22 protein-coding genes are annotated in these 24,657 nt (G+C 63.1%); 6 read left to right on the top strand and 16 right to left on the bottom strand.

Features of this window, described 5'->3' with window-relative positions:
* Positions 1–36 precede the first annotated feature (36 nt).
* From BMW66_RS05485 to BMW66_RS05500, 4 genes are read right to left on the bottom strand one after another with little or no spacing between them, the layout of a single operon-like run.
* Positions 37–1,038, bottom strand: coding sequence for a TRAP transporter substrate-binding protein (locus tag BMW66_RS05485; protein WP_093116261.1), 1,002 nt, complete (start codon positions 1,036–1,038; stop codon positions 37–39).
* Between the two features lie 29 nt (positions 1,039–1,067).
* Positions 1,068–1,553 (bottom strand): TRAP transporter small permease, encoded by a 486-nt coding sequence (locus BMW66_RS05490; protein ID WP_093116263.1) that lies wholly within the window; start codon positions 1,551–1,553, stop codon positions 1,068–1,070.
* A 35-nt stretch (positions 1,554–1,588) separates the two neighbouring features.
* Positions 1,589–2,728, bottom strand: coding sequence for an FAS1-like dehydratase domain-containing protein (locus tag BMW66_RS05495; RefSeq protein WP_093116265.1), 1,140 nt, complete (start codon positions 2,726–2,728; stop codon positions 1,589–1,591).
* 39 nt (positions 2,729–2,767) lie between these two features.
* Positions 2,768–4,327, bottom strand: a complete 1,560-nt coding sequence (locus BMW66_RS05500; protein WP_093116267.1) for an acetate--CoA ligase — start codon at positions 4,325–4,327, stop codon at positions 2,768–2,770.
* A gap of 147 nt (positions 4,328–4,474) precedes the next feature.
* On the opposite strand from BMW66_RS05500, the gene BMW66_RS05505 reads away from it, so the two are divergent.
* The 4 genes from BMW66_RS05505 (at position 4,475) to BMW66_RS05520 (ending at position 7,399) form a co-directional block, all read left to right on the top strand.
* Entirely contained in the window at positions 4,475–5,260 is a 786-nt protein-coding gene (locus BMW66_RS05505) for an IclR family transcriptional regulator (RefSeq protein WP_093116269.1), read from the top strand.
* A 3-nt stretch (positions 5,261–5,263) separates the two neighbouring features.
* Positions 5,264–5,692 (top strand): PaaI family thioesterase, encoded by a 429-nt coding sequence (locus BMW66_RS05510; RefSeq protein ID WP_245729375.1) that lies wholly within the window; start codon positions 5,264–5,266, stop codon positions 5,690–5,692.
* On the top strand, positions 5,689–6,906 hold the full coding sequence (locus tag BMW66_RS05515) for a CaiB/BaiF CoA transferase family protein (protein WP_093116271.1): 1,218 nt from the start codon (positions 5,689–5,691) through the stop codon (positions 6,904–6,906). Before BMW66_RS05510 ends, BMW66_RS05515 begins: the two co-directional genes overlap by 4 nt.
* Positions 6,907–7,192: 286 nt before the next feature.
* Positions 7,193–7,399, top strand: a complete 207-nt coding sequence (locus BMW66_RS05520) for a hypothetical protein (RefSeq protein ID WP_093116275.1) — start codon at positions 7,193–7,195, stop codon at positions 7,397–7,399.
* Positions 7,400–7,472: 73 nt separating this feature from the next.
* Here BMW66_RS05520 and BMW66_RS05525 read toward each other — a convergent pair whose 3' ends face one another.
* Positions 7,473–9,752, bottom strand: a complete 2,280-nt coding sequence (locus BMW66_RS05525) for an adenosylcobalamin-dependent ribonucleoside-diphosphate reductase (RefSeq protein WP_093116277.1) — start codon at positions 9,750–9,752, stop codon at positions 7,473–7,475.
* Between the two features lie 109 nt (positions 9,753–9,861).
* Here BMW66_RS05525 and BMW66_RS05530 point away from each other — a divergent pair, with 109 nt between their 5' ends.
* The gene (locus BMW66_RS05530) at positions 9,862–10,296 is read left to right on the top strand and encodes a DUF1489 family protein (protein WP_245729376.1); all 435 of its coding nucleotides are present in this window, start codon (positions 9,862–9,864) and stop codon (positions 10,294–10,296) included.
* 107 nt (positions 10,297–10,403) lie between these two features.
* On the opposite strand, the gene BMW66_RS05535 is transcribed toward BMW66_RS05530, so the two are convergent.
* From BMW66_RS05535 to BMW66_RS05580, 10 genes are all read right to left on the bottom strand, one after another.
* Complete coding sequence (locus BMW66_RS05535; RefSeq protein ID WP_093116279.1) at positions 10,404–12,233, bottom strand: AMP-dependent synthetase/ligase; 1,830 nt, start codon at positions 12,231–12,233, stop codon at positions 10,404–10,406.
* A 10-nt stretch (positions 12,234–12,243) separates the two neighbouring features.
* Positions 12,244–13,041 carry an ABC transporter ATP-binding protein gene (locus BMW66_RS05540; RefSeq protein ID WP_093116281.1) on the bottom strand — a complete coding sequence of 266 codons (798 nt, stop codon included), beginning with the start codon at positions 13,039–13,041 and terminating at the stop codon, positions 12,244–12,246.
* A 70-nt stretch (positions 13,042–13,111) separates the two neighbouring features.
* Positions 13,112–14,317 (bottom strand): ABC transporter substrate-binding protein, encoded by a 1,206-nt coding sequence (locus tag BMW66_RS05545; protein ID WP_093116283.1) that lies wholly within the window; start codon positions 14,315–14,317, stop codon positions 13,112–13,114.
* Between the two features lie 35 nt (positions 14,318–14,352).
* Positions 14,353–15,423, bottom strand: coding sequence for a branched-chain amino acid ABC transporter permease (locus BMW66_RS05550; protein ID WP_175483169.1), 1,071 nt, complete (start codon positions 15,421–15,423; stop codon positions 14,353–14,355).
* Positions 15,420–16,424: a branched-chain amino acid ABC transporter permease gene (locus BMW66_RS05555; protein WP_093116287.1), complete on the bottom strand. Its 1,005-nt coding sequence runs from the start codon at positions 16,422–16,424 to the stop codon at positions 15,420–15,422. Before BMW66_RS05555 ends, BMW66_RS05550 begins: the two co-directional genes overlap by 4 nt.
* Positions 16,425–16,434: 10 nt before the next feature.
* Positions 16,435–17,196, bottom strand: a complete 762-nt coding sequence (locus BMW66_RS05560; protein WP_093116289.1) for an ABC transporter ATP-binding protein — start codon at positions 17,194–17,196, stop codon at positions 16,435–16,437.
* A 604-nt stretch (positions 17,197–17,800) separates the two neighbouring features.
* Positions 17,801–18,499, bottom strand: a complete 699-nt coding sequence (hisG, locus tag BMW66_RS05565; protein ID WP_093116291.1) for an ATP phosphoribosyltransferase — start codon at positions 18,497–18,499, stop codon at positions 17,801–17,803.
* Positions 18,496–19,581, bottom strand: coding sequence for an ATP phosphoribosyltransferase regulatory subunit (locus tag BMW66_RS05570; protein WP_093116293.1), 1,086 nt, complete (start codon positions 19,579–19,581; stop codon positions 18,496–18,498). The genes hisG and BMW66_RS05570 overlap by 4 nt, the downstream gene beginning before the upstream one ends.
* Positions 19,581–21,191, bottom strand: a complete 1,611-nt coding sequence (gene hisS, locus BMW66_RS05575) for a histidine--tRNA ligase (RefSeq protein WP_093116295.1) — start codon at positions 21,189–21,191, stop codon at positions 19,581–19,583. Before hisS ends, BMW66_RS05570 begins: the two co-directional genes overlap by 1 nt.
* Positions 21,192–21,348: 157 nt before the next feature.
* Positions 21,349–22,152, bottom strand: coding sequence for a crotonase/enoyl-CoA hydratase family protein (locus BMW66_RS05580; RefSeq protein ID WP_093116297.1), 804 nt, complete (start codon positions 22,150–22,152; stop codon positions 21,349–21,351).
* Positions 22,153–22,249: 97 nt separating this feature from the next.
* On the opposite strand from BMW66_RS05580, the gene BMW66_RS05585 reads away from it, so the two are divergent.
* On the top strand, positions 22,250–22,444 hold the full coding sequence (locus BMW66_RS05585) for a SlyX family protein (RefSeq protein ID WP_093116299.1): 195 nt from the start codon (positions 22,250–22,252) through the stop codon (positions 22,442–22,444).
* Positions 22,445–22,695: 251 nt separating this feature from the next.
* On the opposite strand, the gene BMW66_RS05590 is transcribed toward BMW66_RS05585, so the two are convergent.
* Entirely contained in the window at positions 22,696–24,657 is a 1,962-nt protein-coding gene (locus BMW66_RS05590; protein ID WP_093116301.1) for a hydantoinase B/oxoprolinase family protein, read from the bottom strand.

Raw genomic sequence — 24,657 nt, forward strand, 5'->3', positions numbered from 1 at the left:
AAACGGCGACTGCCTTCGATGGTTTTCGGGATCAGGTTACTGGCTGATCAGTTCGCCATAAGTTTCCAGAACCGCCTGCGCCTTGTCGTTATCGATCCGAGTGACCCAATCAGCGCTCACGGCTTCCAGCTCGGCGGACATGGCCGCCAGCTCTTCCTCTGTGAACTCGTAGGTATCGATCCCCTCTGCGGTCCACTTCTCGATGAGACCGGCGACCGACTCGTCTTGGGCTTGCGCGACGTGCAGCGCGGTCTCGTCGCCGAGGCGGATCAACTCAGCCTGCGTTTCCGCTGACAGGCCGTCAAATAGGTCGCTGCGGACCACCATGACGAAGCTGTAGCCTCCAAACGAGCCGTTGGTCGAAATATGGCTTACCACCTCGTTCAGCTTGTAGCCGGGAACCGAGGCCAGCGGGAACAGCACGGCGTCAAGACGGCCGCGCTCCACCGCGGTATAGACTTCGGGCCCCGGGATCGAGATTCCGACACCGCCAAGCGCACGCGCCGTCATGGCCTGGGTCGAACCCGACGTGCGGATGTCCTGAGCGTCCCAGTCCGTGGGCTCACCCAGCCGCGTCTTGGCCAGTACCTGGTAGGGCGGCAACACGAAGCCGAAGATCGGCGTAACACCCGTTGCCAGAATCTCTTCCCGCAGAGGTCCCTCTTTCAGCATGGTTTGCAGCGCCTCGGTGCCCTGCTCTGCCGAGCCATAGAAGCCCGGCAAGGCGACCACTGAATTCAGCGGGAGTACATCGGCGTGGTAAGGTGTGCCCAGCAGCGCAGCGTCAAGAATGCCGTTGGTGACCGCATCGAGCTGGGCCTTCGATTTCGCCGCCTGCTGCGACGGGAAATGCTGGAACGCAATTTCGCCGCCGGTGGCCTCTTCCACGGCCTCCATCCATTTGGTCGTACCCTCGACGGATACGATATGGCTGGTCGACTGGAAGTCCCCGAGCCGCAAGGTTTCCGCGTAGACACCAGCCGTTCCGAATGTAACTGCGACAGTCAGTGCCGCAAGAAAAGTAGTCGTCGTTTTCATTTTGGTCTCCTCCCATTGGATTTTTGTCTTCAGGTCCCCGCAAGATCGCGCTTCATCAACGCGTCGTGCAGTAGCCGCAAGACCAGTACACCGCATCCCAGAGGGATGACGGCATAGGCCCACCCAAGCGGCCAATCGATCACCCCGTATTCCACATGCCCGTGCGCTATGGCTTCGAAGGCGAATTTTCCGGACATGGCAGTGACGGCGGCAAAGAAGGCCGCCGGCAGCAGAAGGCGCAGCAGGGAAATCACATGCCCGAGTAGGCCCGGCAGGACTTTGGGCGTGAATTCCAGCGCCAAGTGGCCGCCATCGCGAAAGACTCGCGACAACGACAAAGTGGCGAGCGCCGGCATAAGAAACAGCTCGGTCAGTTCGAATTGGATCTGCACGGGTCTGTTCGCAAAAAGCCGAAGCAGGATGTCGGCATTGATCAGTCCTGCCACGGCGACAAGGCTGAGGCACCCCGCGAGATGCAGGATGTCCTCCAGTTTGCTAAGGACCTTTTCAAGCATCGGCCTTGCCTCCCTTGCCGTTGCAGTTCCCGGTTTCAGCGCTTTGGCAGTTCCACAATGGCAGAGCCCATGGCCGACAACTCGCCGTCCTGCTGCTCCGCGCGCTGCTGGATCTCGAGCAGGTAGCGACCGTCCTCCTGAAACTTCCGGATGACCGTGCCGTGAATCAGAATGATGTCTCCCTCGGGATTGTGCCGGCGAACCTGGCACTTGGCCTGCCGCAGGAATCCGTCATCGCCCATCCAGTTCGTGATCTGGTGGGTCAGCCATGAGGTGCGCTCAGGGCCGTAGTCATAGGCGCCGGGTGCGCCGACCTCGAGCGCAAATTCCTCTTCCCAATGCACACGCTCGGGGCAGTCGGGAATGCCGTAGCGATTCTTCGGCCCTGCGCTGGGGTGTTTCTGCTGAAGCTGCCAAGCTAGCTTATTGGCGCGAATATACAGACCGCCCCAGCCCTGCGCATAGGCAATGAAACCGGTAGCCGTCATCGGGCCCTTGACCATCGTGGGCAGTTCTTCACCCTCGGCCACGTCGTCCCAATAGCGGGTCTCGGCACCGCGGATCGTCTCCTGCTCGTAATACTTGTAGTATTCGTTCAGTTCGTCCTCGGTCCAAACCTTACGGCCTTTCTCCTTGGCCTCGGTGTACTTCGTGCCGTTCTCGCGTGCCTGGTCGCGGTCGGTCCGAAAGCACCAGCTGTCCGCATCGGCGACCAGATCACCGGATGCCGTGTCGTAGAAATCGACATGGTAGATCTGCTGAACGGCCTTGCCAGCGAACCGAGTGTCATGCTCGATCAAGTCCTTCAGCACCGCCTCGGTGCGGAATTCCATGTTGCGGGTGATGGTCTTGTGCCAGTTCCAATTGGCGCCGGACCACATGGCGTGCACGCCCGGCAGACCGCCGACGTAGCCGGAGATGATGCGGTTCGTGGCGAACAGGAAGCTGGGCAGCGCAATCACGTCGCCGTACCCAGTGGTTTTGGCATAGGCTGGATCGCACCAGAGCGGGTTGTCGTCGCCGATGCCGTGCGCGTAGTGACGAATGTTGTCGCGAGTGGCTTCATAGCACCACGGCTCGACGGTCTTCTCGATCTTTACACCGATCCGCTTGCGCAGATCGTCCAGACCCTCCTCGGTGATCTTGGGGAATTTTCTATGGGTCATGTCGTTCATGGTCTTCTTTCTCCTCAGACTATCTATCGGGCGCGCGGGTCATTCCGCGTTTTCGAATTTCTTGGTTTCCTGATCGCGCAGGATCTTGCGGTTGACCTTGCCAGCCGGGGTTTTCGGCAGTTCAGTGACAAACTCGATCTGGCGGGGGTATTCATGCCGTGCGAGCCGGGCACGCACGTGGTCCTGAATGTCCTTTTTGAGGCCATCAGTCTCCTCGGTCCTGAGGATGATGAATGCCTTGACCACCAGTCCGCGCAGTTCGTCGGGTGCGCCGATCACGCCGCATTCGGCGACCGCCGGGTGGCTCAGCACTGCGTCTTCGACTTCGACCGCGCCAATGGTCCAGCCAGCCGAGATGATCACGTCGTCGGCTCGTCCGCCGTGATAGAAATACCCGTCCTCGTCGACGTGCCCCAAATCCTTGGTCGGGAACCATTCGCCGCGTTTCCTGACCATCAATTCTCCGGTCTCACCGGGAGAGGCGGGGCTGCCATCGGCGCGTTGCACTTCTACCTCGACACCAGGGACCGCCTTGCCCATTGCACCTTCCCGAACTTCGAGATCGTCGGCGCCGGGGTAATTCGCGATGATCACACCTATTTCGGTGGTACCGTACATGGACCGCACCTTGGTGCCGAACACGTGTTCCACATAATTGGCGGTTTCCGAGTCGATGGGCTCACCGGTGAAGGACAGCTTGTCGAAACAGTAGGTAAAATTCTCCGCTTCTCCGGAATTGCGCATCATCCGGTAATGGGTTGCCGCAGCCGTCAGGTTGGTGATTTCAAAATCATGCAGTGCCTTGAGCAATCGCACGGGATCGAACTTGCCGCTGAAAGTGCCGGTCGAGACCCCCATCGCCAGCGGCGCGAACGTCCCATGCCACAAACCATGCCCCCAAGCCGGTGAGGATGGGCAGAAGAACCTGTCGCCGGGTCGGATCCCGGTGGCGTAGAGTGCGGCGACCATCAGCGTGACGATGGACTGGTGGCTGTGCTCGACTGCCGCAGGCAATGCCCGCGTCGTGCCCGAAGTGTACTGCAGCGCCGCCATGTCACTGCCAGTCGTGGTCCAGTCAAACGTCGCGGGAAAGTCGCTCAGACCATCGAGGAAGTCCTGATCGACAACGGTGACGTTCTTCGCGTTACCCTCTCGCGCCTCTGCCGCTTTTTCGGCGTTGGTGAAAAAGACCTCAGGCTTGCAATCGCCCACACGCAGCCGGATGCCATCCGGCCCGAACAGCGAGAACATCGGCACCGCGACGGCGCCAGCTTTGATCACACCGAACAGCGCGCAATAGAACGCCAGTGACGGATCGATCATCACGGCGACGCGGTCGCCCTTGCCTACGCCCTTCTCCGTGAGGAAGTGGGCGATTTGCGATGAACGGCGCGAGATTTCCTCGAAAGTGATTACTTCGTCTGCGCCGTTTGCATGAGCGACCCGCAGGGCCACCCTGTTGCTATCCACATGACGGTCGATGCATTCATGGGCAATGTTGAAACGCTCCCGGTTTCCATCGAACAGCTTCCACAGTCCATCCTTCGAATAATGCTTCTGTGCGTCTGCGTACGACGTGAAATCCGTCAGGCGGGTCATTCTGGTCTGCCTCCCAAAGTCTCGTATTCGGCGCACCGCAGGGTGCTCATCCGGCTCGTTGACAACGGTAGAGATTAGAGGCAATTATTGTCAATACGCTAATATTATTGTATATAGGCAATGATATTCAGCGATATCGAGGTTAGAATGACAACAGATCAGGCCACATCTTCGACTAAACGGCAGGTGCCCGCCGTCACACGCGCCCTTGCTATATTGAGATTTCTTGCCCGATCTACCGAACCGGTCGGGGTCAATCCGATTGCGCGCGAGCTGAAACTGGTCCCCAGTACCTGCCTACACATTCTGCGCGTCTTGCAGGATGAGGGACTGGTGGAATTTGATTCGGAAACGAAACGCTACTCCATCGGGATCGGCATACTGCCGCTCGCCAGGTCGGCTCTACAGCGCAACACCTTCTCAACCCTGGTCCAGCCGAAGCTTTCAGGCTTGTCGCAAAAGTTTGGCGTCACTGGCATTGCAACGCAACTGGCTGAACCCAACCAGATGATCGTCGTCGCCCTGTCGCAATCCAGCCTACCCTTCCGCCTTCAGGTCGACCTTGGCAGCCGATTTCCCGCCTTGATCAGCGCGACGGGTCGTCTGATTGCCGCTTTCAACGTCCAGGACGAGGTTGCCCTCAAAACGGGCTTTGACAAACTGGTCTGGGATCACCCGCCAACCTTCGATGACTGGATGGACGAAGTCCGCGAAGCACGGGACCGCGGCTATTCCGTGGACCATGGCACCTATATCTCGGGCGTCACAGTCGTGGCGGTACCCGTCTTCAGCAATAACGGAACGATGTCGCGATCCATCGTCGCCATCGGCATTTCCGAGCGCCTGAAGGACAAGGAAATTCCGAAACTGGCCAAGGCCATGCAGGCTGTCCGCGACCATATCAACGACCTGCAGATTGAAACAGGGAGCTAAAACTTGAGTACACATAATTTTGTGCCGGATGGCTGGAAAACCGTCCCGATCGAGGGATTCATGGGGCTGATTGGGCCTCTGCTTCGATCGACCGGCATCGAAGAGAAAAACACTTATGGATTGCAGACCACGGACAATCACAGGAATCACATCGGACTGGTGCATGGCGGCGTGCTGACAAGCCTGATGGATCAGGTGCTGGCCATCGTGGCCTGGAACGCGGCGGACCGTCAGCCGACTGTGACCGTCCAGATGGACACACGGTTTCTGGGCACGGCCAAGGTCGGCGATTTCTTGGAAACCCGTGCCGAGATCCGCCACGCGACCCGGAACCTGATCTTCGTTGAAGCCGAAGTATCCTGTGTCACCGGCCCGATCGCATCCGCATCGGCCATCATGAAAACCACGACGCAAGCGAGGCACACGAAATGAACGACACGGCCGAACGTACGGGCCCCCTGGCCGGGGTGAAGGTGCTGGACTTCTCAAGGATCCTGTCGGGTCCCTATGCCAGCATGGTCCTGGCTGACCTTGGCGCCGAAGTCATCAAGGTGGAACCGATCGAAAAAGGCGACGAGACCCGGGGGTTCCCGCCCTTTCAGGGCAAGCTCAGCCACTATTTCATCGCGCTCAATCGCGGTAAGCAGAGCATCGCTCTCAACCTCAAGTCGCCCGAAGGCGTAGAGATCGCCAAGGATCTCGCCCGGCAGAGCGACATCGTGCTCGAGAACTTTCGTCCCGGTGTCATGAGCAGGCTCGGGCTTGGATATGAGACCCTGCGCAAGGACAACGCGCGGTTGATCTATTGCACGATCACCGGCTTCGGACAGGAAAGCCCCCTTGGCGACAAGCCTGCGTTCGACATCGTGGCGCAGGCCCTGTCGGGTGTGATGAGCGTGAACTGCGAGCCGGGCCAGGCGCCAAACAAGCTTGGTATTCCCCTGGGCGACATCGCTGGAAGCATCTTTTCGCTCTTCGGACTTCTGGCCGCCCTGCACGAGCGCAACGCCACCGGCAAGGGACGGCATGTCGAAGTCGCCATGCTGGACAGCCTGATCGCCTTGCAGGGCTACCTGTCGCAAATCTACTTCGTGACCGGACAAAGCCCGCAGCCGGTCGGCAGCCAGCACCCAAGCATCGTGCCCTACGGCTCCTTCCCCACATCTGACGGACATGTGATCGTCGCCTGCCTGACTGAAAGCTTCTGGCACAACTTCGCGCGATGTCTTGGTCACGCGGATCTCATCGAGGATCCGCGATTCGCGGCCTACGAACAGCGACTGGCCAATCGCGATGCGTTGCAGGTGATCATCCAGGATCGGATGACGTGCGACACGACGGATTACTGGCTGGATCGCCTGAGCGCGTTCGACGTTCCGAACGCCCCCATCCTGTCGATCGGGGAGGCGCTGGAACAGCCGCATGTCCGCGACCGCGGACTGATCGAGACGGCCGAGCACCCGACCGAGGGTAGCATGCGGCTGGTCCGTGGACCGATCCGGTTCGATGGCGAGGGCCCGTCGGCCGCGAGGGCGCCCAGACTGCTTGGGGAAGACACCAGTGATGTCCTCAAAAATAATCTTGGCTTGCGCGAGGAAGAAATCGAGAAACTTGTCGCAAGGGGCGTAGTTCTCGATAAGGATTGAGGCCGGCAGCTTGGCGCGACGAAATCGTAGCTGCCATCGATCTTCTGGCTTCGGGATTATAGAGAAGGTGAAATCGATCAAAACTTCCCGTCAGGCGCTGGCCCACATGAGGCGGTTTCGCGATACCTTCATGGCTTGGGACTGAGAGTGATCAGATCCGGCTCCAGATCGCTGGTAGAAGTCACGCCGATCTCGGACGTCGCCACCACGGGCGAACGCTGCGTCGTGTCGGTCGGCCGACCACCTCCCCGATCTGGAGATTATGGGACACGGCAATCCTCGCCGGATGAATGAGCCGAGCCTTGAAGTCAGCCACGACCGCCGGGTCGAACCGCAGGATCCGGTGGCCGTCATCGGGGCCGACGATCCAGTTGACGGCCAGGCTCACCTCCTTCGGACACCCATCACCAGACGCCAGCCGACGTCCCTCGGGATCTTCAGCGAGCCCAAGGCCGCCATCGGTGACAGGCCAGCTATGCTGGCTGCCGCGTGACGCTTGACCTCCACCGGATCGACCCGAAGCGCACCCCAATTTGGTGGTCGCTACAAAATGTCTGCCCGCCACATCACCCGCACTTGCTATGTCCGCAGCTTGCGCAAGTCATGCAGCCCTCGATCATGCGCATCTCGTATTGGCCACAGCTCGGGCAGGGCATGCCCCGGGGCGCGTTCAGATTGACCACCCCGGCCTGCGGGTCGCTCTTGAGCCCCGCTCCCTCACCGTCGATGAAGCCGATCGCGATCATGTGCCGTTCGATGACGCCGCCAATGGCCGCCAGGATCGAGGGGATGTATTTCCCGTTCATCCATGCCCCGCCGCGCGGATCGAACACCGCCTTGAGTTCCTCGACAACAAAGGACACATCACCGCCGCGCCGGAACACCGCCGAGATCATCCGCGTGAGCGCGACGGTCCATGCGAAATGCTCCATGTTCTTGGAGTTGATGAACACCTCGAAGGGCCGACGCCGCCCGCCCATCACGATGTCGTTCACCGTCAGATAGATCGCATGTTCGCTGTCGGGCCATTTGAGCTTGTAGGTCACCCCCTCAAGCGTCTGTGGCCGCTCCAGCGGCTCGGACATGTAGATCACCTCGCCGCCGTCCGCGACCCCGTCGCCCCTGGTCTCGCCGGGTGCCACATCCGCGGCCTCGCTCACCGACAGGACAGAGCCGGTCACGTCGTTTGGCCGGTAGGTCGTGCAGCCCTTGCAGCCGGTTTCATAGGCCATCATGTAGACCGTCTTGAAATCGTCAAAGCCGATATCCTCGGGGCAGTTGATGGTCTTGGAGATCGACGAATCCACCCACTTCTGTGCCGCCGCCTGCATGCGGACGTGATCGGTGGGGGCGAGGGTCTGGGCATTGACGAAATACTCCGGCAGTGCGGCGTCGCCGAACCGGTCGCGCCACATCTGCACAGCGTAATCGACCACCTCCTCCTCGGTGCGGCTTCCGTCCTTCTGCAGAACCTTCCGGGTATAGCTGTAGGCAAAGACCGGCTCGATCCCCGAGCTGACATTCCCGGCGTAGAGGCTGATCGTGCCCGTGGGCGCGATGGAGGTCAGAAGCGCGTTTCGGACGCCATGCTCCGCGATCGCGGCCTTCACATCCTCGTCCAGATGTTGCACCAGCCCGCCCGAGAGATAGGCCTCGCGGTCGAAGAGCGGAAACGCCCCCTTCTCCCTGGCCAGTTGCGCCGACGCCAGATAGGCGGCGCGGGCGATCGCGTGCAGCCAGCGTTCGGTCTGACGCGCCGCCTCCTCGGAGCCATATCGCAGCCCCAGCATCAGCAGCGCATCGGCCAGCCCGGTCACGCCCAGCCCGATCCGGCGCTTGGCCTGCGCTTCGGCCCGCTGCTCGGGCAGCGGAAATTTCGACACGTCCACGACGTTGTCCATCATCCGTACCGCCACGGCCACCAGATCGGCAAGCGCCGCCTCGTCAAGTGCGGCCCCCTCCCCGAAAGGATCGCTCACCAGCCGTGCCATGTTGATCGACCCCAGAAGGCAGGCGCCATAGGGCGGCAGGGGCTGTTCACCGCAAGGATTGGTCGCCGCGATGGTCTCGCAATAGCTCAGGTTGTTGGCCTCGTTGATCCGGTCGATGAAGATCACCCCGGGCTCGGCATAGTCATAGGTCGCCTGCATGATCGTGTTCCACAGATCGCGCGCCTGCACCGTGTGATAGACCTTGCCACCGAACTGAAGCTCCCACGATCCATCCGCCTTGACCGCCTCCATGAAGGCATCCGTGACCAGAACCGACATGTTGAACATCCGCAGCCGCGCGGGGTCCGACTTGGCGGCGATGAAATCCTCGATATCGGGGTGGTCGCAGCGCATCGTCGCCATCATCGCGCCCCGCCGGGACCCCGCCGACATGATCGTGCGGCACATCGCGTCCCACACGTCCATGAACGACAGCGGGCCGGAGGCATCCGCCGCCACGCCCAGCACATCCGCCCCGCGCGGCCGGATGGTCGAGAAATCATAGCCGATCCCGCCCCCCTGCTGCATGGTCAGCGCGGCCTCCTTGAGCATGTCGAAAATGCCGGCCATGCTGTCGGGGATCGTGCCCATCACGAAACAGTTGAACAGCGTGACATTGCGCGCCGTGCCCGCCCCGGCGGTGATGCGGCCCGCCGGCAGGAACTTGAAATCCTCCAGCGCGCCATAGAACCGCTCTTCCCAGACATCCGGCTCCGCCTCCGCCTCGGCGGTCGCCCGCGCGATCCGACGCCAGGTATCTTCCACCGATTTGTCCAGGGGGGTGTCATCCGCCTGCCTGAAGCGATATTTCATGTCCCAGATGGCTTCGGCGATGGGGGCGGCGAATCGGGTCATTGGCGCATTTCCTGATCACTTGGGGAAGGCTTTCCAGCCTAATCTTCCCGGTTGAAAACCGCAAGATTTGGAATACCTTTAATATCAAACACATCATCTGGATGGAACCTTGGGCAAAAGCTTCGTCAATCTTATAAAGCTCAGCGTCGGCACCGAGTCCGTCGACGGGCTGATCGCATGGCACGCCACCCGCCGCCCCCAGACGAGCGACGGTCTGCCGCGCCATATCACCCGCATGTGGCCGAAACGCGAGGCCGAGCTTCTGGGCGGCGGCTCGATCTACTGGGTGATTCGCGGCGCGATCCGGTGCCGGCAGCGCATCCTTCGGCTCGATGAGGTCATCGGAGAGGACGGCATCCGCCGCTGCGCCATCGTCCTCGATCCCACGATGATCCGCACCCAGACCGCCCTGCGCCGCCCCTTTCAGGGCTGGCGCTACCTGCCTGCGTCCGACAGCCCCGCGGACCTCACCGCCGCGCGCGAGAGCGACGACGCCCTGCCCGACGATCTTGCCACCGCGCTGGCCGAAATCGGTGTCCTTTAGCCGCTGCGCGCCCGCCCGGGGGCCACCCGACGGCCCTGACCGGCCGAACGGCGGGTCAGGGCGCGCCCTGCGTGCGCGGCACGCGCACTCCGTCTGGAAACGCCCGCTCAGGCGTAAAGCGACTCGATTTCCTCGCCGTAGAAATCGAATATCTTCGCCCGGCGCACCTTCATCGTCGCGGTGACCTCGCCATCGTCGTGATCCAGTTCCTTGGGCAGCAGGTAGACGCGCTTGACCTGCTCGACCCGCGCCAGTTCCGCGTTGAGCCGTTCGACCTCCGACTCGATCAGCTCTTTCACCTTCGGATTTTCCGCCAGCGACCGGAAGGTGGTATAGCCGATCTTCTGCGATTCGGCCCAGAGCCGCACCGTCGCCATGTCGATCTGCACCAGCGCGCTGACATACTTCCGCGCGTCCGCAATCACGATGCACTCCTTGATATAGGGCGAGGCCTTGATCACGTTCTCGATCATCGACGGCGACAGGTTCTTGCCGGCCGCGTTGATCATGATGTCCTTCTTGCGGTCCACGATGGAGATCGACCCGTCGGGCGCCTCCTCAGCCACGTCGCCGGTGTGCAGCCAGCCATCGGTGATCGCTTCCGCCGTGGCCTCGGGGTTCTTATAGTAGCCCTTGAAGACGATCCCGCCCTTCACCAGCAACTCGCCATCCTCCGCGATCCGGTGTTCCATGCCCTCGACAAAGAACCCCACGCGCCCGTCGCAATTGCCCCAGTCGGGTTGCAGCGTCGCCGCCCCGGTGGTCTCGGACATCCCCCATGCTTCGCGGATGTTGATGCCGATCCCCCGCAGGAACGCCAGAAGCTCACCCGACACCGGCGCCGCCGCCGAGATCGCGAACCGCACCCGCCCCAGCCCGGTATAGGCTCGCACATGCCGGTAGATCAGCAGATCCCAGACCGCATTGGCCAGCCGGTCCGCCATGCTCCAGCGGTCGCGCCGCCGCGCCCCGCGCGCCCGCGCACCCCTCAGGGCCCGGAGAGTCAGCCCCCGCCGCAGCGGCCCCGCCGTCTCGGCCTGCACCATGATATCGGCCTGCATCTTCTCCCAGATGCGCGGCACCCCGAAAAAGATCTCCGGCGCCACGTCGCGCAGGTCGATCCCGATGGTGCGCAGGCTCTCGCCGAAATTCATCACCATCTGCCCGACAAGCGCGTTGGTCACTGTCACGTTCTGCTCGGCGATATGGCACAGCGGCAGATAGCTGAGGATATTCGTGCCCGGCCTGAACTCCGCGAAGAACTGCGCGGCATAGCAACCCGCGACCCAGAGGTTGTGAAAACTGATCTCCGCCGCCTTGGGCAAGCCGGTGGAGCCTGAGGTGAACACCATGATCGCCGTATCGTCCGGCGCGACCGCCTCGATCCGCGCCTCCACCGCGCCCGTGCCCTCGCGCGCGATCCGCGCGCGGCCCAGTTCGAGCAGATCGTCAAAGCTCATGAGGTTGAGAAGATCGCTCTTCGCGGTGCCCTTGGGGTCGAACACGATCAACTGGCGCAGCCTGGGCACCCGTCCCTCAAGATCCACGATCTTGTCGAACTGCTCCTGATCCTCGATGAACAGGATAGACGTGTCCGAGGCGTTCACCAGATGGTCGATCTCCGCCGCGGGGCTTGTGGGATACATCCCCACCACGACGCCGGCGGCACTGTTGATCCCGAACTGCGCCAGCACCCATTCACGGCGGTTTTCCGACAGGATGCCGACATGCTCGCCCGCCTGCATGCCCACCTCCATGAGCCCGGCCGCGAGGGCCTGCATAATCTCCTCGACCCCGGCCCATGTCAGCTCGTGCCAGATGCCGAATTCCTTCTGCCGCATTGCCACGCGGTCCGGATCGCTCGCGGCGTGGTCGCGGATCACCTGCACGTTGGTGCGAAACCCTTTCGCGGCGAACTGGCTGCTGTCGTAACTCATCCCCGCCCCCTCAGCTCAACCAGCGCTTCCGGCGCTTGTAGTGTTTCACATCTCGGAAGGACTGGCGCACGTTCCCCTCGCCCCCCACACCGAGGTAGAAGCTCTGGATATCGGGATCGTTGCGCAGCGTCGGCACGTCGCCCTCCATCACGATCTGCCCGCTTTCCATGATATAGCCGTAATCGGCGACAGAGAACGCCACGCCCGCGTTCTGCTCCACCACAAGCATGGTGGTGCCATCCTCGGCGTTGAGTCGGCGGATGGTCTCGAAGATCTCCTCGACCACCTTCGGCGCAAGGCCAAGCGACGGCTCATCCATCAGGATCATCTCCGGTTGCGCGATCATCGCCCGGCCAAAGGCCAGCATCTGCTGCTCGCCGCCCGACAGATAGCCAGCGATCTGTTTGCGCCGCTCCCGCAGTTGCGGAAAGAAATCATAGACCTTGTCGAAATCGGCTTTCAGGCCCGGCCGACCGTCAAGCGCATAGCTGGCGGCGATCAGGTTGTCCTCCACGGTCATCTCGGCAAAGATGCGCCGCCCCTCGCGGACGTGAAACAACCCCTTCTTCACAAGCATATCGGGCGCGATATGGCGCGTGTCCTCGCCCTTGAACCGGATGCGCCCTTCGCCGACCTCGCCATTCTCCAGCCGCAGAAGATTGCTGGCCGCCTTGAGCGTGGTGGTCTTGCCCGCGCCGTTGGTGCCCAGAAGGGTGACGATCCGGCCCTTGGGCACCTCCAGCGACAGTCCGCGCAGCGCCTGCACGGTATGGTGATAGGTCACCTCGATATTCTCGATGCTCAGCACGCCCTGCCTTCTCCCTTCCGGAGTTGCCGCCGCCCCGGCTGCCCGCCGGGACGGCGCGTTTCGGTTCCCGTCAGACCGACAGCCAGTCCGACCTCGGCTCGAACAGCCCGCTTTCGGTCGAATACTGATAGACCCGCCCGGTGCCGATCTTGTTGGACACCATCGAAACGTTGGGCCCGAAGAAGCCGCCCGAATCCCAGTCCTGAATCCCGGCCAGCTCCTCGGCGGCATTGTCGGCGGTCAGCTCCAGCCCCTTGTTGGCCACCCGCCGCAGCGCCTCCAGCCCGATCTCCATCGAGCACAGCGCCTCGATCCCCCATGTCGGCATGTAATTCTCAAGCGGCGTGCCCGCGAAATGCTCCTTCTGGAAGGCGGCATAGGTCCGATAGCGCGGCGCGTCCTCCTGATCATAGGAATAGCGATAGGGCATCACGCCAAGATACCCTTCAAGGAACGGCCCGGCCTCCGCCGTCACACGGTCCGCGATGAGCTTCTCCATGCCCCAGAACGTGCCCATGAACTTCGTCTGAAGCCCAAGCTGCCGCGCGCCGCCGATCAGCTGCGGCCAGACCCCGGTGACATAGCCCTGAAGGATGCAGTATTCCGCGTTCGACTGCGCCAGCTTCGTCACATGGGTCGGAATGTCCGCGCCCTCGGCCTTCGTGGATTCCTCCAGCACCACCTCGATGCCAAGCTCCTCGGCCTTCTGGCGCCCATGCGCCAGCGGATCGCGCCCGAACTCGGTGTTGGAATAAATGAAGGCGACGGTGCTCCCGCCCTCGTTGGCGATGTTCTGAAGCAGGATGTCGAACTGGTCCTCGTAGGTCGGACCGGCGACATACTGATAGGGGTTCTTTTCGGGGTTCGCCAGTTCCGTGGCAAAGGACGTGGACCCCATCAGCGTCGCGTTCTTGCCCTTCAGCTCCGGCGCCACCAGCTTCATGAAGCCGGTGGAATCCCCGAAATACATCACCAGGTTATCCTCGGTCGCCAGCGCCCGCTGATAGTTGGCAAGCGCGCGCTGCGGCACGTAACCGGAATCCTCCACCTCCACGCGGATCGGCACCCCGCCGATCCCGCCCTCGGCATTGGTGATCGCCTCGAACATCTTCGAGGCCGGCGAGACAAGCTGCCCGGCGGTGGCGAACGGCCCGGTCATGGGCAGTGATTGCGCCACCACGTATTCCTTGGGCTGTGCCTTCACGATGGCCGGCAGCCCGATCACCCCGGTCGCGGCGGCGCCGGTGGCGAGAAATGAACGTCTGTTGAGTTTCATGGTATCCTCCCTTTTGGCTCTGGCCCTGTGCGTTATTATCCCCGCGCGAACGGCCAACGGTTCAGCGCGCGCAAAATACGGTCGGTGATGTGAACGATGCCCAGCGGCTCGAACATCAGGAAAAAGATGATCAGGAACCCGAACGCCATCTCCTGCAACGGCGCCCGAAGCTGCGCGACACTCGGATCGCCCCCCGACACCGCGCCAAAGACGACCTTGATCACCTCGGGCACCATGACGATCACGATCACGCCGAAGACCGGCCCCATCGTGCGCCCCATCCCGCCCACGATCAAGGCCGCGACGAGTTGCAGCGACAGCGCCAGTTCGAACTGCTCGGGCAGGATCGAGGCATAGAAATACGCCAGCAGCGCCCCCGCCAGCCCGCAGAACGCCGCCGATATGGCAAAGCTCGTCAGCTTGAACCGCAACAGCGAAATGCCAAGGATCTCGGCCGAATAATCGCGGTCCCGGATGGCGATGAAGGCGCGGCCCACCCGCGTGCGAAACAGGTTCTGCACCGTCAGGATCGTGGCAAAGGCAAAGACCGCGATCAGCACGAACATCTCGCGCTTGTCATCAAGAACCCAGCCCGCAAGGTTCGGCGCGGGCGTTTCGATGCCCGTCATGCCGCCGGTCCAGGGGGCAAACAGATCCTGTTCGATCACGAAAATCACGATGAAATTCGCCGCCAGCGTCGCCACGGCAAGATAAAGCCCCTTCACCCGCAGGCTCGGCAGCCCCACGACGATCCCGATCAACGCCGAGATCGCCACCGCCACCGGCACCGCGATGAACGGCATCACCGCATCGGGAACCGTGCCGGCCCCCAGATTGTGAAGGATCGTCACCCCATAGGCCCCCACCGCGATAAAGGCGGCGTGGCCAAGGCTCATCAACCCGGTATAGCCGATCACCACGTTCAGCCCGACCACCGCGATCAGCATGATCCCCATCTGGCAGGCCACGAGGATCAGGTAATCGTTGGCAAAGGCGGCAAATCCGGCCAGAACGACCATCATCCCGTAGACGAAGGCTTTCTTGTAGCTGTTGTCGAGAACCCGCTCGTCATCGGCATAGCTGGCCTTGAGGTTGCCGTTGATCATATCCGCTCCACCTCTTTCTGACCGAACAGGCCATGCGGCCGGACCAGAATCACAAGAAGCACCGCGACATAGGGCACGATCCCGGCCCAGTCGCCGCCGAATTTCCATTGCGTCATCGCCTCGAGAACCCCGACCACGAGCGCCGCGATGAACACCCCCACATAGCTGTCGAGTCCGCCCATCAGCACGATCGCCAGCACCGAGAATCCGAACAGGCCGAGCGAGGGCGACACCCCGTTGCGCGTGGCCAGGATCGCCCCCGCGATGGCGCCGGTCAGGCTCGCCAGAACCCACGCCCGCGCAAAGACCCGCGGCACGGATATGCCCATGCTATAGGCGGTGGACTGGTCCTCCGCCGTCGCCCGGATCGCCACGCCGCCCTTGGTGAACTGCACCATCGCCACGATCGCGCCGAACAGCAAAACCGCGATCACCGCGTTCACGAGATCCGTCCCGAACAGGAAGATCTGCGTGTCGAACAGGGTGAACCGGATCGGCGTGTTGGGCGCGAGGGACGGCACGTAATTGGCATCCGCCGTCCAGATAAGCTGCGCCCCCCCGCTCATCACCGAAATAAGGCCCACCGTCACCATGATCATGGCGAACACGGACTGTCCCATGAGCGGGCGCATCAGAACCCGCTCGATGATCAGCCCCACCACCGCATTCGCCGCCAGCGCCCCGATCAGCCCGATGATCACCCGAGGCAGGTTGGTCAGCCAGTCGAGAACCGCACCGAGAGGCGAGAACATCGGCAGCCCCTCTTTCATCTCCACAAGCCACGCCGGCTCCCAGCTCACATACCACGCCGGCGCCCAGCTCATCCCCGGCAGAAGCACCGCGAAGGTGAAGTAGAAATAGGCCCCGAACATGATCAGATAGCCATGCGCGAAATTCACCACCTTCGTGGCCTTGAACACGCTGACAATTCCCACGGCGATCAGCGCATAGATCGCCCCGCTCATCAGCCCGTTGATCCCGAATTGCAGAATCTGACCCATGATCGCCCCCCTATGCCGCCGCGCCGAGATAGGCTTCGATCACCGCCGGGTTCTGCGACACCTCTTGCGGGGAGCCTTCGGCGATCTGCTGGCCGAAATTCAGCACGACGATATGCGCGCAGATGTCCATCACCATATGCATGTCATGCTCCACCAGAAGGATGGTGGTGCCGAACCGCTCCTGCACATCGAGGATGAAACGCGCCATGTCCGCCGTCTCCTCGCGGTTCATCCCCGCCACCGGCTCATCGAGCAAAAGAACCTGCGGCCGCATCGCCAGCGCCCGGCCAAGCTCCACCCGCTTTTGAAGGCCATAGGGCAGCGCGGTGATCGGCACCTTGCGGATGTGGTCGATTTCAAGGAAATCGATCACCCGCTCCTCGATGTCGCGGCGGAATTCCAACTCCTCGCGCTGCGCCGGTCCGAAATACCGCAGCGCCCCCCAAAGCCCGGTTTTCAGCCGCGTGTGCCCGCCCAGCTTGATATTGTCGAGAACGGTCATCCCCCGGAACAGCGCGATATTCTGAAACGTCCGCGCAATGCCGAGGGCCGCGCGGCGGTCCGGCGCCATGCCGGTGATGTCGCGCCCGTCGAACCACACCCGCCCCCGGTCGGGCTGATAGAACCCGGAGATCGCGTTGAACAGGCTGGTCTTTCCGGCGCCATTGGGGCCGATCACGCCGGTGATCTCCCCCGCCTGCGCCTCGAAACTGATGCCCTGCAACGCCTTGATACCGCCAAAGGACAGATGCAGATCCTCGATCTTCAGCATGAAATGCCGGTCCTTGTCTCCTCCCCCGCAGCCACGCGACAGCGTCCCGCGCCAGACAGCGCGGACATCCCGATCACATGGCCGAAAGGCCCTCCCCGGACGCGCGCCTTGTCCGAACCTGCGACTTTTCGCTGCCGCTTGACGTTCGGGAGGCGCCGCCCCTTTGAGACGAGTTTACATGCGTTGGATCATCTCGCAACGATTATGAAGGCCGCAGCCCCCGAAACACCGCGGAAGGGGAGCCGGGAACGCGGCCAGTCCATTGAAAGAACTGGTTTTTCGCCGGACAGAAACGGCATTTTGACCTTGCGTAAAGACCCGCCGCCCATCGCGGCTTCACCTTTGGTCATACACTCCGGGAAGCCGCCGCCTTGCGGCGACGGGGCAGAGCCCTTTGCGCTGTCATCCCAATGCTCCCCGGATGCGGCTTTCTTAACTGCGTCTTCAACAAGCTTTCCGACATCTTACCGAACGCCAGGTTAAAGGCGCAAATCCGGACGGCGACACCGACGCGATACCGACAAAATACCGACGTTTTACCGACATGGGTTTTTCTGCCTTAACAAGGGCTTGTGCTGATTCGCCCAGGACGGGCGAGGCCCGCTTATCCCTCAACGCCCAGCCGCGCCTCCAGCGCCGCCATCACCTCCCGGTCGGGGCCTTCCATCGGCGCACTGCGCGAGCGGTACAGCGTCGCCTGACTGCGCAGCACGAGCCCGTCGGCCAGAAGCTTCAGGTGATTGGCCCGAAGCGTCTCCCCGGTGGAGGTGATGTCGGCGACCGCCTCGGCCGTCAGGTTCTTTACCGTGCCCTCGGTCGCGCCCTGACTGTCCACAAGCTGATAGTCGGCGACCCCGTTCTCGCGCAGGAAATCCCGCACAAGCCTATGATATTTCGTCGCAATCCGAAGCCGAAACCCGTGCTCGGCCCGGAACGCGGCGGCCGCCGCATCCAGATCGTCGAGCGTGTCCACATCGACCCAGCACTGCGGCACGGCGATGATCAGATCCGCCTGACCAAAGCCCAGTTCCGCCAGAACCGCCACCCGCTGCTCCCACTGTCCCAGCTTCTCGCGCACCAGATCGGTGCCCGTCACGCCAAGATGGATGCGCCCGGCGGCCAGTTCCCGAGGGATCTCCCCGGCGGACAAAAGCACCAGTTCGACCCCCTCGACCCCCTCCACGGCCCCGGCATATTCTCGCTCCGACCCGCTCCGCGCCAGTCCAATTCCCCGCGCCCCGAACCAGTCAAAGGTCTTCTCCATCAACCGCCCCTTGGAAGGCACGCCCAGCTTCACGCTCATGCCAAATCCTCCAGCCGCAGAAGCAGGCCGGGCCGGATCACCCCACCCACAGCGGGGATTTCGCGCCCCTGTCCCAGAACGCGGGTCAGCGCATCATAGCGTCCGCCGGTAGCCACGGGCGGCAGATCGGGCCGCGTCCCGGCATAGAACCCGAAGACGAACCCATCGTAATATTCCATCTGCGTGCGCCCGTAGCTGCCCTCGAATTCAAGCGCGCCGACGTCCACGCCGCGCTTGTCCAGCGCCTCGATCCGATCCTGCAGGCAGAACACCGCCTCGGTGATCGCCGGCATATCCACCGCGATGTCGCGCAGGCGTTCCAGCGCGTAGGGAAGCGTTTCGCGCACGTCGAGGATCGCGTCGATCAGATCCACCTGCACCGCGGAAATCGGCGTCGCCGCCGCATCCTCGCGCAGCGCCGCAATCCGCGCCGCGACCTCTGCCTTCGAACGCAGCCCGATCAGCGGCGCGGCGCGCGCCAACGGGTCGCCGTCGGCCAGAAGCGCGGCACGGCTCGGCGGCACCGGCGCCCGGCCCGAATACCGCTCCAGAAGCGCACGAAAGCGTCTGGGCCGCCAGATATGCCGCGCCAGCGCCCGTTTGCGCGGCTCCGTCGTCTCCAGCCCCTGCACGGCGGCCTTCAGGATGCCGATGTCGCCCGTCGCCGCGCGCAGATCCAGCGGCGACAGTGCGTCGCGGATCAACGCGAACACCTCTGCATCCGCATCCGCCGGGGCTTGGCGCGCGAAGATCTCAAAGCCGACCTGCGTGTATTCATTGGGGCGCGCGGCATCATCCTCCTGCCGGCGGAACACTTCGCCGGTATATGTATAGCGTGCGGGTTCGGCGCCATGCTCCATGTGCATCTGCACCACCGGCACGGTGAAATCGGGCCGCAGCATCTGCTCGCCGCGCAGCGCGTCCGAGGTCACATAGGCCCGCGCGCGGATGTCCTCTCCGTAGAGATCGAGAAGCACTTCGGCGGGTTGCAGAACCGATGTCTCCACCCGCACCGCGCCTGCTGCCTCGAACCGCGCCCGAAGCGCATCGGCCCGTGCTCGAATCTCCGCCCGCTGAGGCATCAGTGCCGCCCGCCCTGCTGAGCGGACAGGATCTCGCGCACCTTGGCGACCAGATCACCGCGCGGCACCTCGAACTGGCTGGGTCGTTCCTTCCATTCCTCAAGCGTGGCGCCTTCGGCGAGCTTCGCGCCCAGCACCAGATCCTTGATCTGCACGACGCCTTTCGCCTTCTCGTCCCCGCCCTCGATCACCGCGACAGGGCTGCCGCGCCGGTCCGCGTATTTGAGCTGGTTGCCGAAATTCTTGGGGTTGCCGAGATAGACCTCCGCCCGAATACCAGCGTTTCGCAACTCTGCCACCATCGCCTGATAATCGGCCATGCGCCCCTTATCCATCACGGTAACAACCACCGGCCCCTCGACGTGCCCACCGATCCGACCCTTTTCGCGAAGGGCGGCCAGAAGGCGATCCACCCCGATGGAAATGCCGGTCGCCGGCACCGATTGCCCGGTAAACCGTTTGACCAGATCGTCATACCGTCCGCCGCCCGCGACAGAGCCGAATTGCCGCTTGCGCCCCTTTTCGTCAAGGATTTCAAAGGTCAGCTCTGCCTCGAACACCGGGCCGGTGTAGTAGCCGAGACCGCGCACCACGGAGGGATCGATCACGATGCGGTCGGGGCCATAGCCCTGGGCGGCGAGCAGATCGGCAATCTCACCCAGTTCCTTCAATCCCTGCATGCCGATGTCGGTTTGTCCGACCAGTCGCATCAGGTGATCCATGACAGCCCAATTCCACGCTTGGCCAGCCGAATGACTGCGATCCTGAAGATCATTCAACTTAACCCCCATACCACCCGGAATCCTTTCGTCGGGCTGAGGGGGGCCGTCGCGGAGTTCTTTTTCGACAATGGTCTTTGAGTTGAGAAACGCCAAAACCAGTTCAGCCCGGTCCTCAGTCAGTCCCACCCCCTCGATGAAGGCGCCCGAGGCGTCCTTTCGGCCGGTGGTCAGAAGCTGGTGCACGCCCTCTTCCCCAACCTTGTCGAACTTGTCGATGGTGCGCATTACAGCGGCACTGCGCGCTTCGTCGTCTCCGAGGCCCATCGCCTCCAGCACTCCGTTCAGCACCTTCCGGTTGTTCACCCGCACGATGTAGTCCCCGCGCGGAATGCCCACCTCTTCCAGCGTGTCGGCCAGCATCGCGCAGATTTCCGCGTCGGCAGCCATGCTCGCGGTGCCCACGGTATCCGCGTCGCATTGATAAAACTGGCGATACCGCCCCGGCCCCGGCTTTTCATTGCGCCAGACCGGCCCCATGGCATAGCGGCGGTAGGGCGTGGGCAACTCATTGCGGTGCTGGGCATAGACGCGGGCGAGCGGGGCGGTCAGATCATAGCGCAGCGCCAGCCAGTCGCCCTTACCGCCCTCATCATCCTCCTGCCACGCAAAGACCCCCTCGTTGGGGCGGTCCACGTCGGGCAGGAACTTGCCAAGCGCCTCGACCGTCTCGACCGCGCTGCTTTCCAGCGCGTCAAAGCCGTAGCGATGATAAACCCCGGCAATCCTGCCTAGCATCTCGGCGCGTTCGGTCACTTCCGCGCCAAAATAGTCGCGGAAGCCTTTGGGCGTTTCCGCATTGGGGCGCGGAGCTTTCTTTGGCTTGGCCATTTTCGCGGTCCTTCGCAACTGCCTTTGCGCAGGCATCTACCGGATGGCCCAAGGGGGGGCAAGGCGCGTTGCCGGGCGCGGCCTGCATCACGTTGTCTTCACGCCGGAAATATCGCTGAATTCCGCCCGAAAACGGGGCCTTGGCCGCATTTGCGCCTCAGATATCGTCGAACCCGCCGCCTCGTCCGTGTCCGCCAGCAAAGCGGGCCGCCCCGGTCATGCCCTCGGCCTCGAAGGCGGAAACGGAATCCCACTCCCGCCGGAGCGCGGCTGCCAGACCCGGTCCCGACAGCCGCGCCGACAGATGATCCGCGCGCAGGCAGGCTTGGGGAAAACGGCACATTCCCTCTGCGATTTCCAGTGCGGCATCGAGCGCGGCGCCTTCGGGCACCACGCGGTCCGCCAGCCCGAAGCGCAGCGCCTCCTCGGCGCCGACGGGCCGGCCCGTCAGGATCATGTCATTGGCACGCCCCTGCCCCATGATGCGCGGCAGGCGGACGGTTCCGCCGTCGATCAGCGGCACGCCCCAGCGGCGACAGAACACGCCGAAGGTGGCCGCCCCGCCGACCACGCGCATGTCGCACCAGGCCGCCAACTCCAGCCCGCCGGCCACGGCGTAGCCCTCCACCGCGGCGATCACGGGCTTGGACAGAACAAGCCGCGATGGCCCCATCGGCCCCGGCAGGGGCTGGGTGCGGGCATCCGACCAGTCGGGCGGAATCTCCACCGCCGCGATCCATGCCGCGCCGTCATCCTCTGCCGCGGCCTTGAGGTCAAACCCCGCGCAGAAGTGCGCCCCCGCGCCGGTCAGTATGGCGACATCCACGGCGTCGTCGTCCTCAACATCCTGAAAAGCTTCAAAAAGTTTGGGGGCGGTGGCGGGGTCCACGGCGTTGCGCGCCTGTGGCCGGTCGATCGTCACGATCCGCACGCGCCCCCTGGTTTCGATCCCGATTGACATTGTTCATCCCTCCTTCTTTCTCCTTTCGAACATTCCGCGAGCCTCAAGGCAAGCGGCATAGCTTGACGCGCCGCGATGGTGGGGCTACCGCTGCGGCATGGACCGGCTTGAAGAAAACATCGCCCATCTCACCCGTGTGGTTGACGAACTGTCCGACGTGATCGCGCGGCAGGACCGTGAGATTGCGAAGCTGACCCACAAGGTCGAGATGCTGATCGCAAGGGAAGCCGGGCGCGAGGCCGACAGTCCCGGCGGCGTCCTTCTTGGCGATGAGCGGCCGCCGCATTACTGAGCGGCAATCACCCGAAGATCCCGAAATCACGCCCCTGACAGCGAATCAGGGTTAACGCGCTGAATTTGCTGAAAAACACGTTTCGGTATTACGTCGGCAAAACGTCGGTATTGCGTCGGTACCGAATACCGCAAAACCACCGAAACGCGCCCCGTTAACACGGCGCGCGGTGGTTTTCGGGGGCCGGTCGTGTCCCCTGACGAAGCGGCGGGCCCGCCGTCAGGGGATAGTTTCACCGGGGGGAGCAGCGCTCAGGTCCAGTGGGCCGCCGTCCGACGCTCGAAGGATTCGCGGAACTGCCCGGTCGTCTTCGGCAGAAGATCGCCCGTTTCCCAGTCGAGGATGACCGCGTAGCGGCGCACCGCGTCCAGCGTGTCGATCTCGCCCGCCTTGTAGAGCTGCGACACCTTCTCTGGGTCCATCCGGGCCCAGGACAGGCGTTCGGCGCGAATCTCGGACCGCAGCTTGTCGGTCGCCGCCGTGTCGATCTCATACTCGCAAAGGTCGGCGTCGATCTCCCGCAGCACCACGCCGTAATCCCGCGCCGCCCGATCCATCGAGACATAGTCGTCGATCACGTCCTCGCGCACCTTTTCGGGATCGCGGTCGAGCGGATCGCCGAAGCCGCCGCCGCCCGCCGTGGGCCGCGCGAACTCGTCGCCGGTATAGACCGGGTAATCGGAGAAGACAGACCCGAGCCATTTCGGCTCTGACTCGCCGCTGCGGGTGATCGTGAGCCCGTGCGGCATCGACGGCAGACCGCCCTCCACCCCCCAGACCACGGCGCGTTCGCGGTCGCAGATATAGGACATCACAGCATCCTCACTGTCGAGCAGGACGGAGGTTTTCTGCACCCCGGTGCCGCCACGCCATTTGCCCGGACCGGCGCTGTCGCGCAGGATCTGGAATTCGGTCGTGCGGGTCGGGTTGACGCGTTCGTTGCCCTCGTTCGGCTGCGACATCAGGCCGGTTCCGAAACAGGCCGTCGTCACGTCGGAGCCGTCCTTGCCGTTGCGCCCGCCCCAGCCGCCGGGCAGCCATTCATAGAACATGAACATCGGCTTTTCGGGCGTGCGCAGGTCGCGCCCGCCGGCCAGCAGGTATTCGAGGTTGAAGGCGCAGGCGATGGCGCGTTCGGGCATGATCTTGGACCACATTTCGAAGATCGCGTTCATGATCTTCTCGAACGGCATCAGAAAGCCGGTCACGGCCACCGGCCACTGGGCGCTGACGACGCTGTTTTCAGGCGCGGAAATGTCGATCATCCGGTAGAATCCGCTGTTGAGCGGCAGATCGGGGAAGAAGGTCTTCATCCCCGCCACCACGGCCGAGAAGGTCGCGCCGGGCGCCGAATTGTAGATCGACGCGATGGTGGCGTGACTGCCGGTGAAATCATAGTGGATGCGGTCGCCCTTGATCGTCATCTTGATGTGGATCGGGATCATCCCCTCGCCCTGACCGGGGTCGCGGTCGATGTAGTCCACCGTTTCCCATGTGCCGTCGGGGAGGGCGGCGATACGCTGACGCACGGCGCGCTCCACGTAGTCCTGCACCTCGTTCATGCCCTGAAGCACCTGATCGCGGCCGTATTTGGCGACAAGCCGCAGCACCTCACGCTCTGACACCTGGGTGGCCTGCGCCTGCGAATGAATGTCGCCGATGATCGAGGCGGGATCGCGCGTGTTGGCGGCGATCATCCCCGCGACATCGTGGCAGAACTCCCCCGCGCGGAACAGGCGCACCGGGGTGATGCGCACCGCCTCGCGGAACATGTCACGGGCGCTGACGTCGAACGATCCGGGGACGGAGCCGCCCAGATCGGACCAGTGCCCGTTCGACTGCGAAAAGCCGATCAGCGTGTCATCGTCGAAGATGGGCCGAACAAGGCGCACGTCGCTGAAGTGGGTGCCGCCCGCGTAGGGATCGTTGATCGCGTAGACATCGCCGGGCATCATCTCGCCCCCGAAAACGCGGATCACGTCCTTGCAGGTGAAATGCAGGGTGCCGACATGCACGGCGATGTCCTGATTGCCCTGCGCGACGGAATTGCCCTCCGCGTCGTGCAGCCCGTTGGAGAAGTCGCGGTTGTAGATCACGAAGGAGTAACAGGTGCGCAGCATCTGTTCGGCCATCTGATCGACCGCCGTGATGAAGGAGTTTTTCAGAACCTCGAAGGTCACCGGGTCGAGTTGGTCATGTGTCGTCTGTGTCAT

It is taken from the genome of Salinihabitans flavidus (assembly GCF_900110425.1).
Classification (GTDB): Bacteria; Pseudomonadota; Alphaproteobacteria; order Rhodobacterales; family Rhodobacteraceae; genus Salinihabitans; species Salinihabitans flavidus.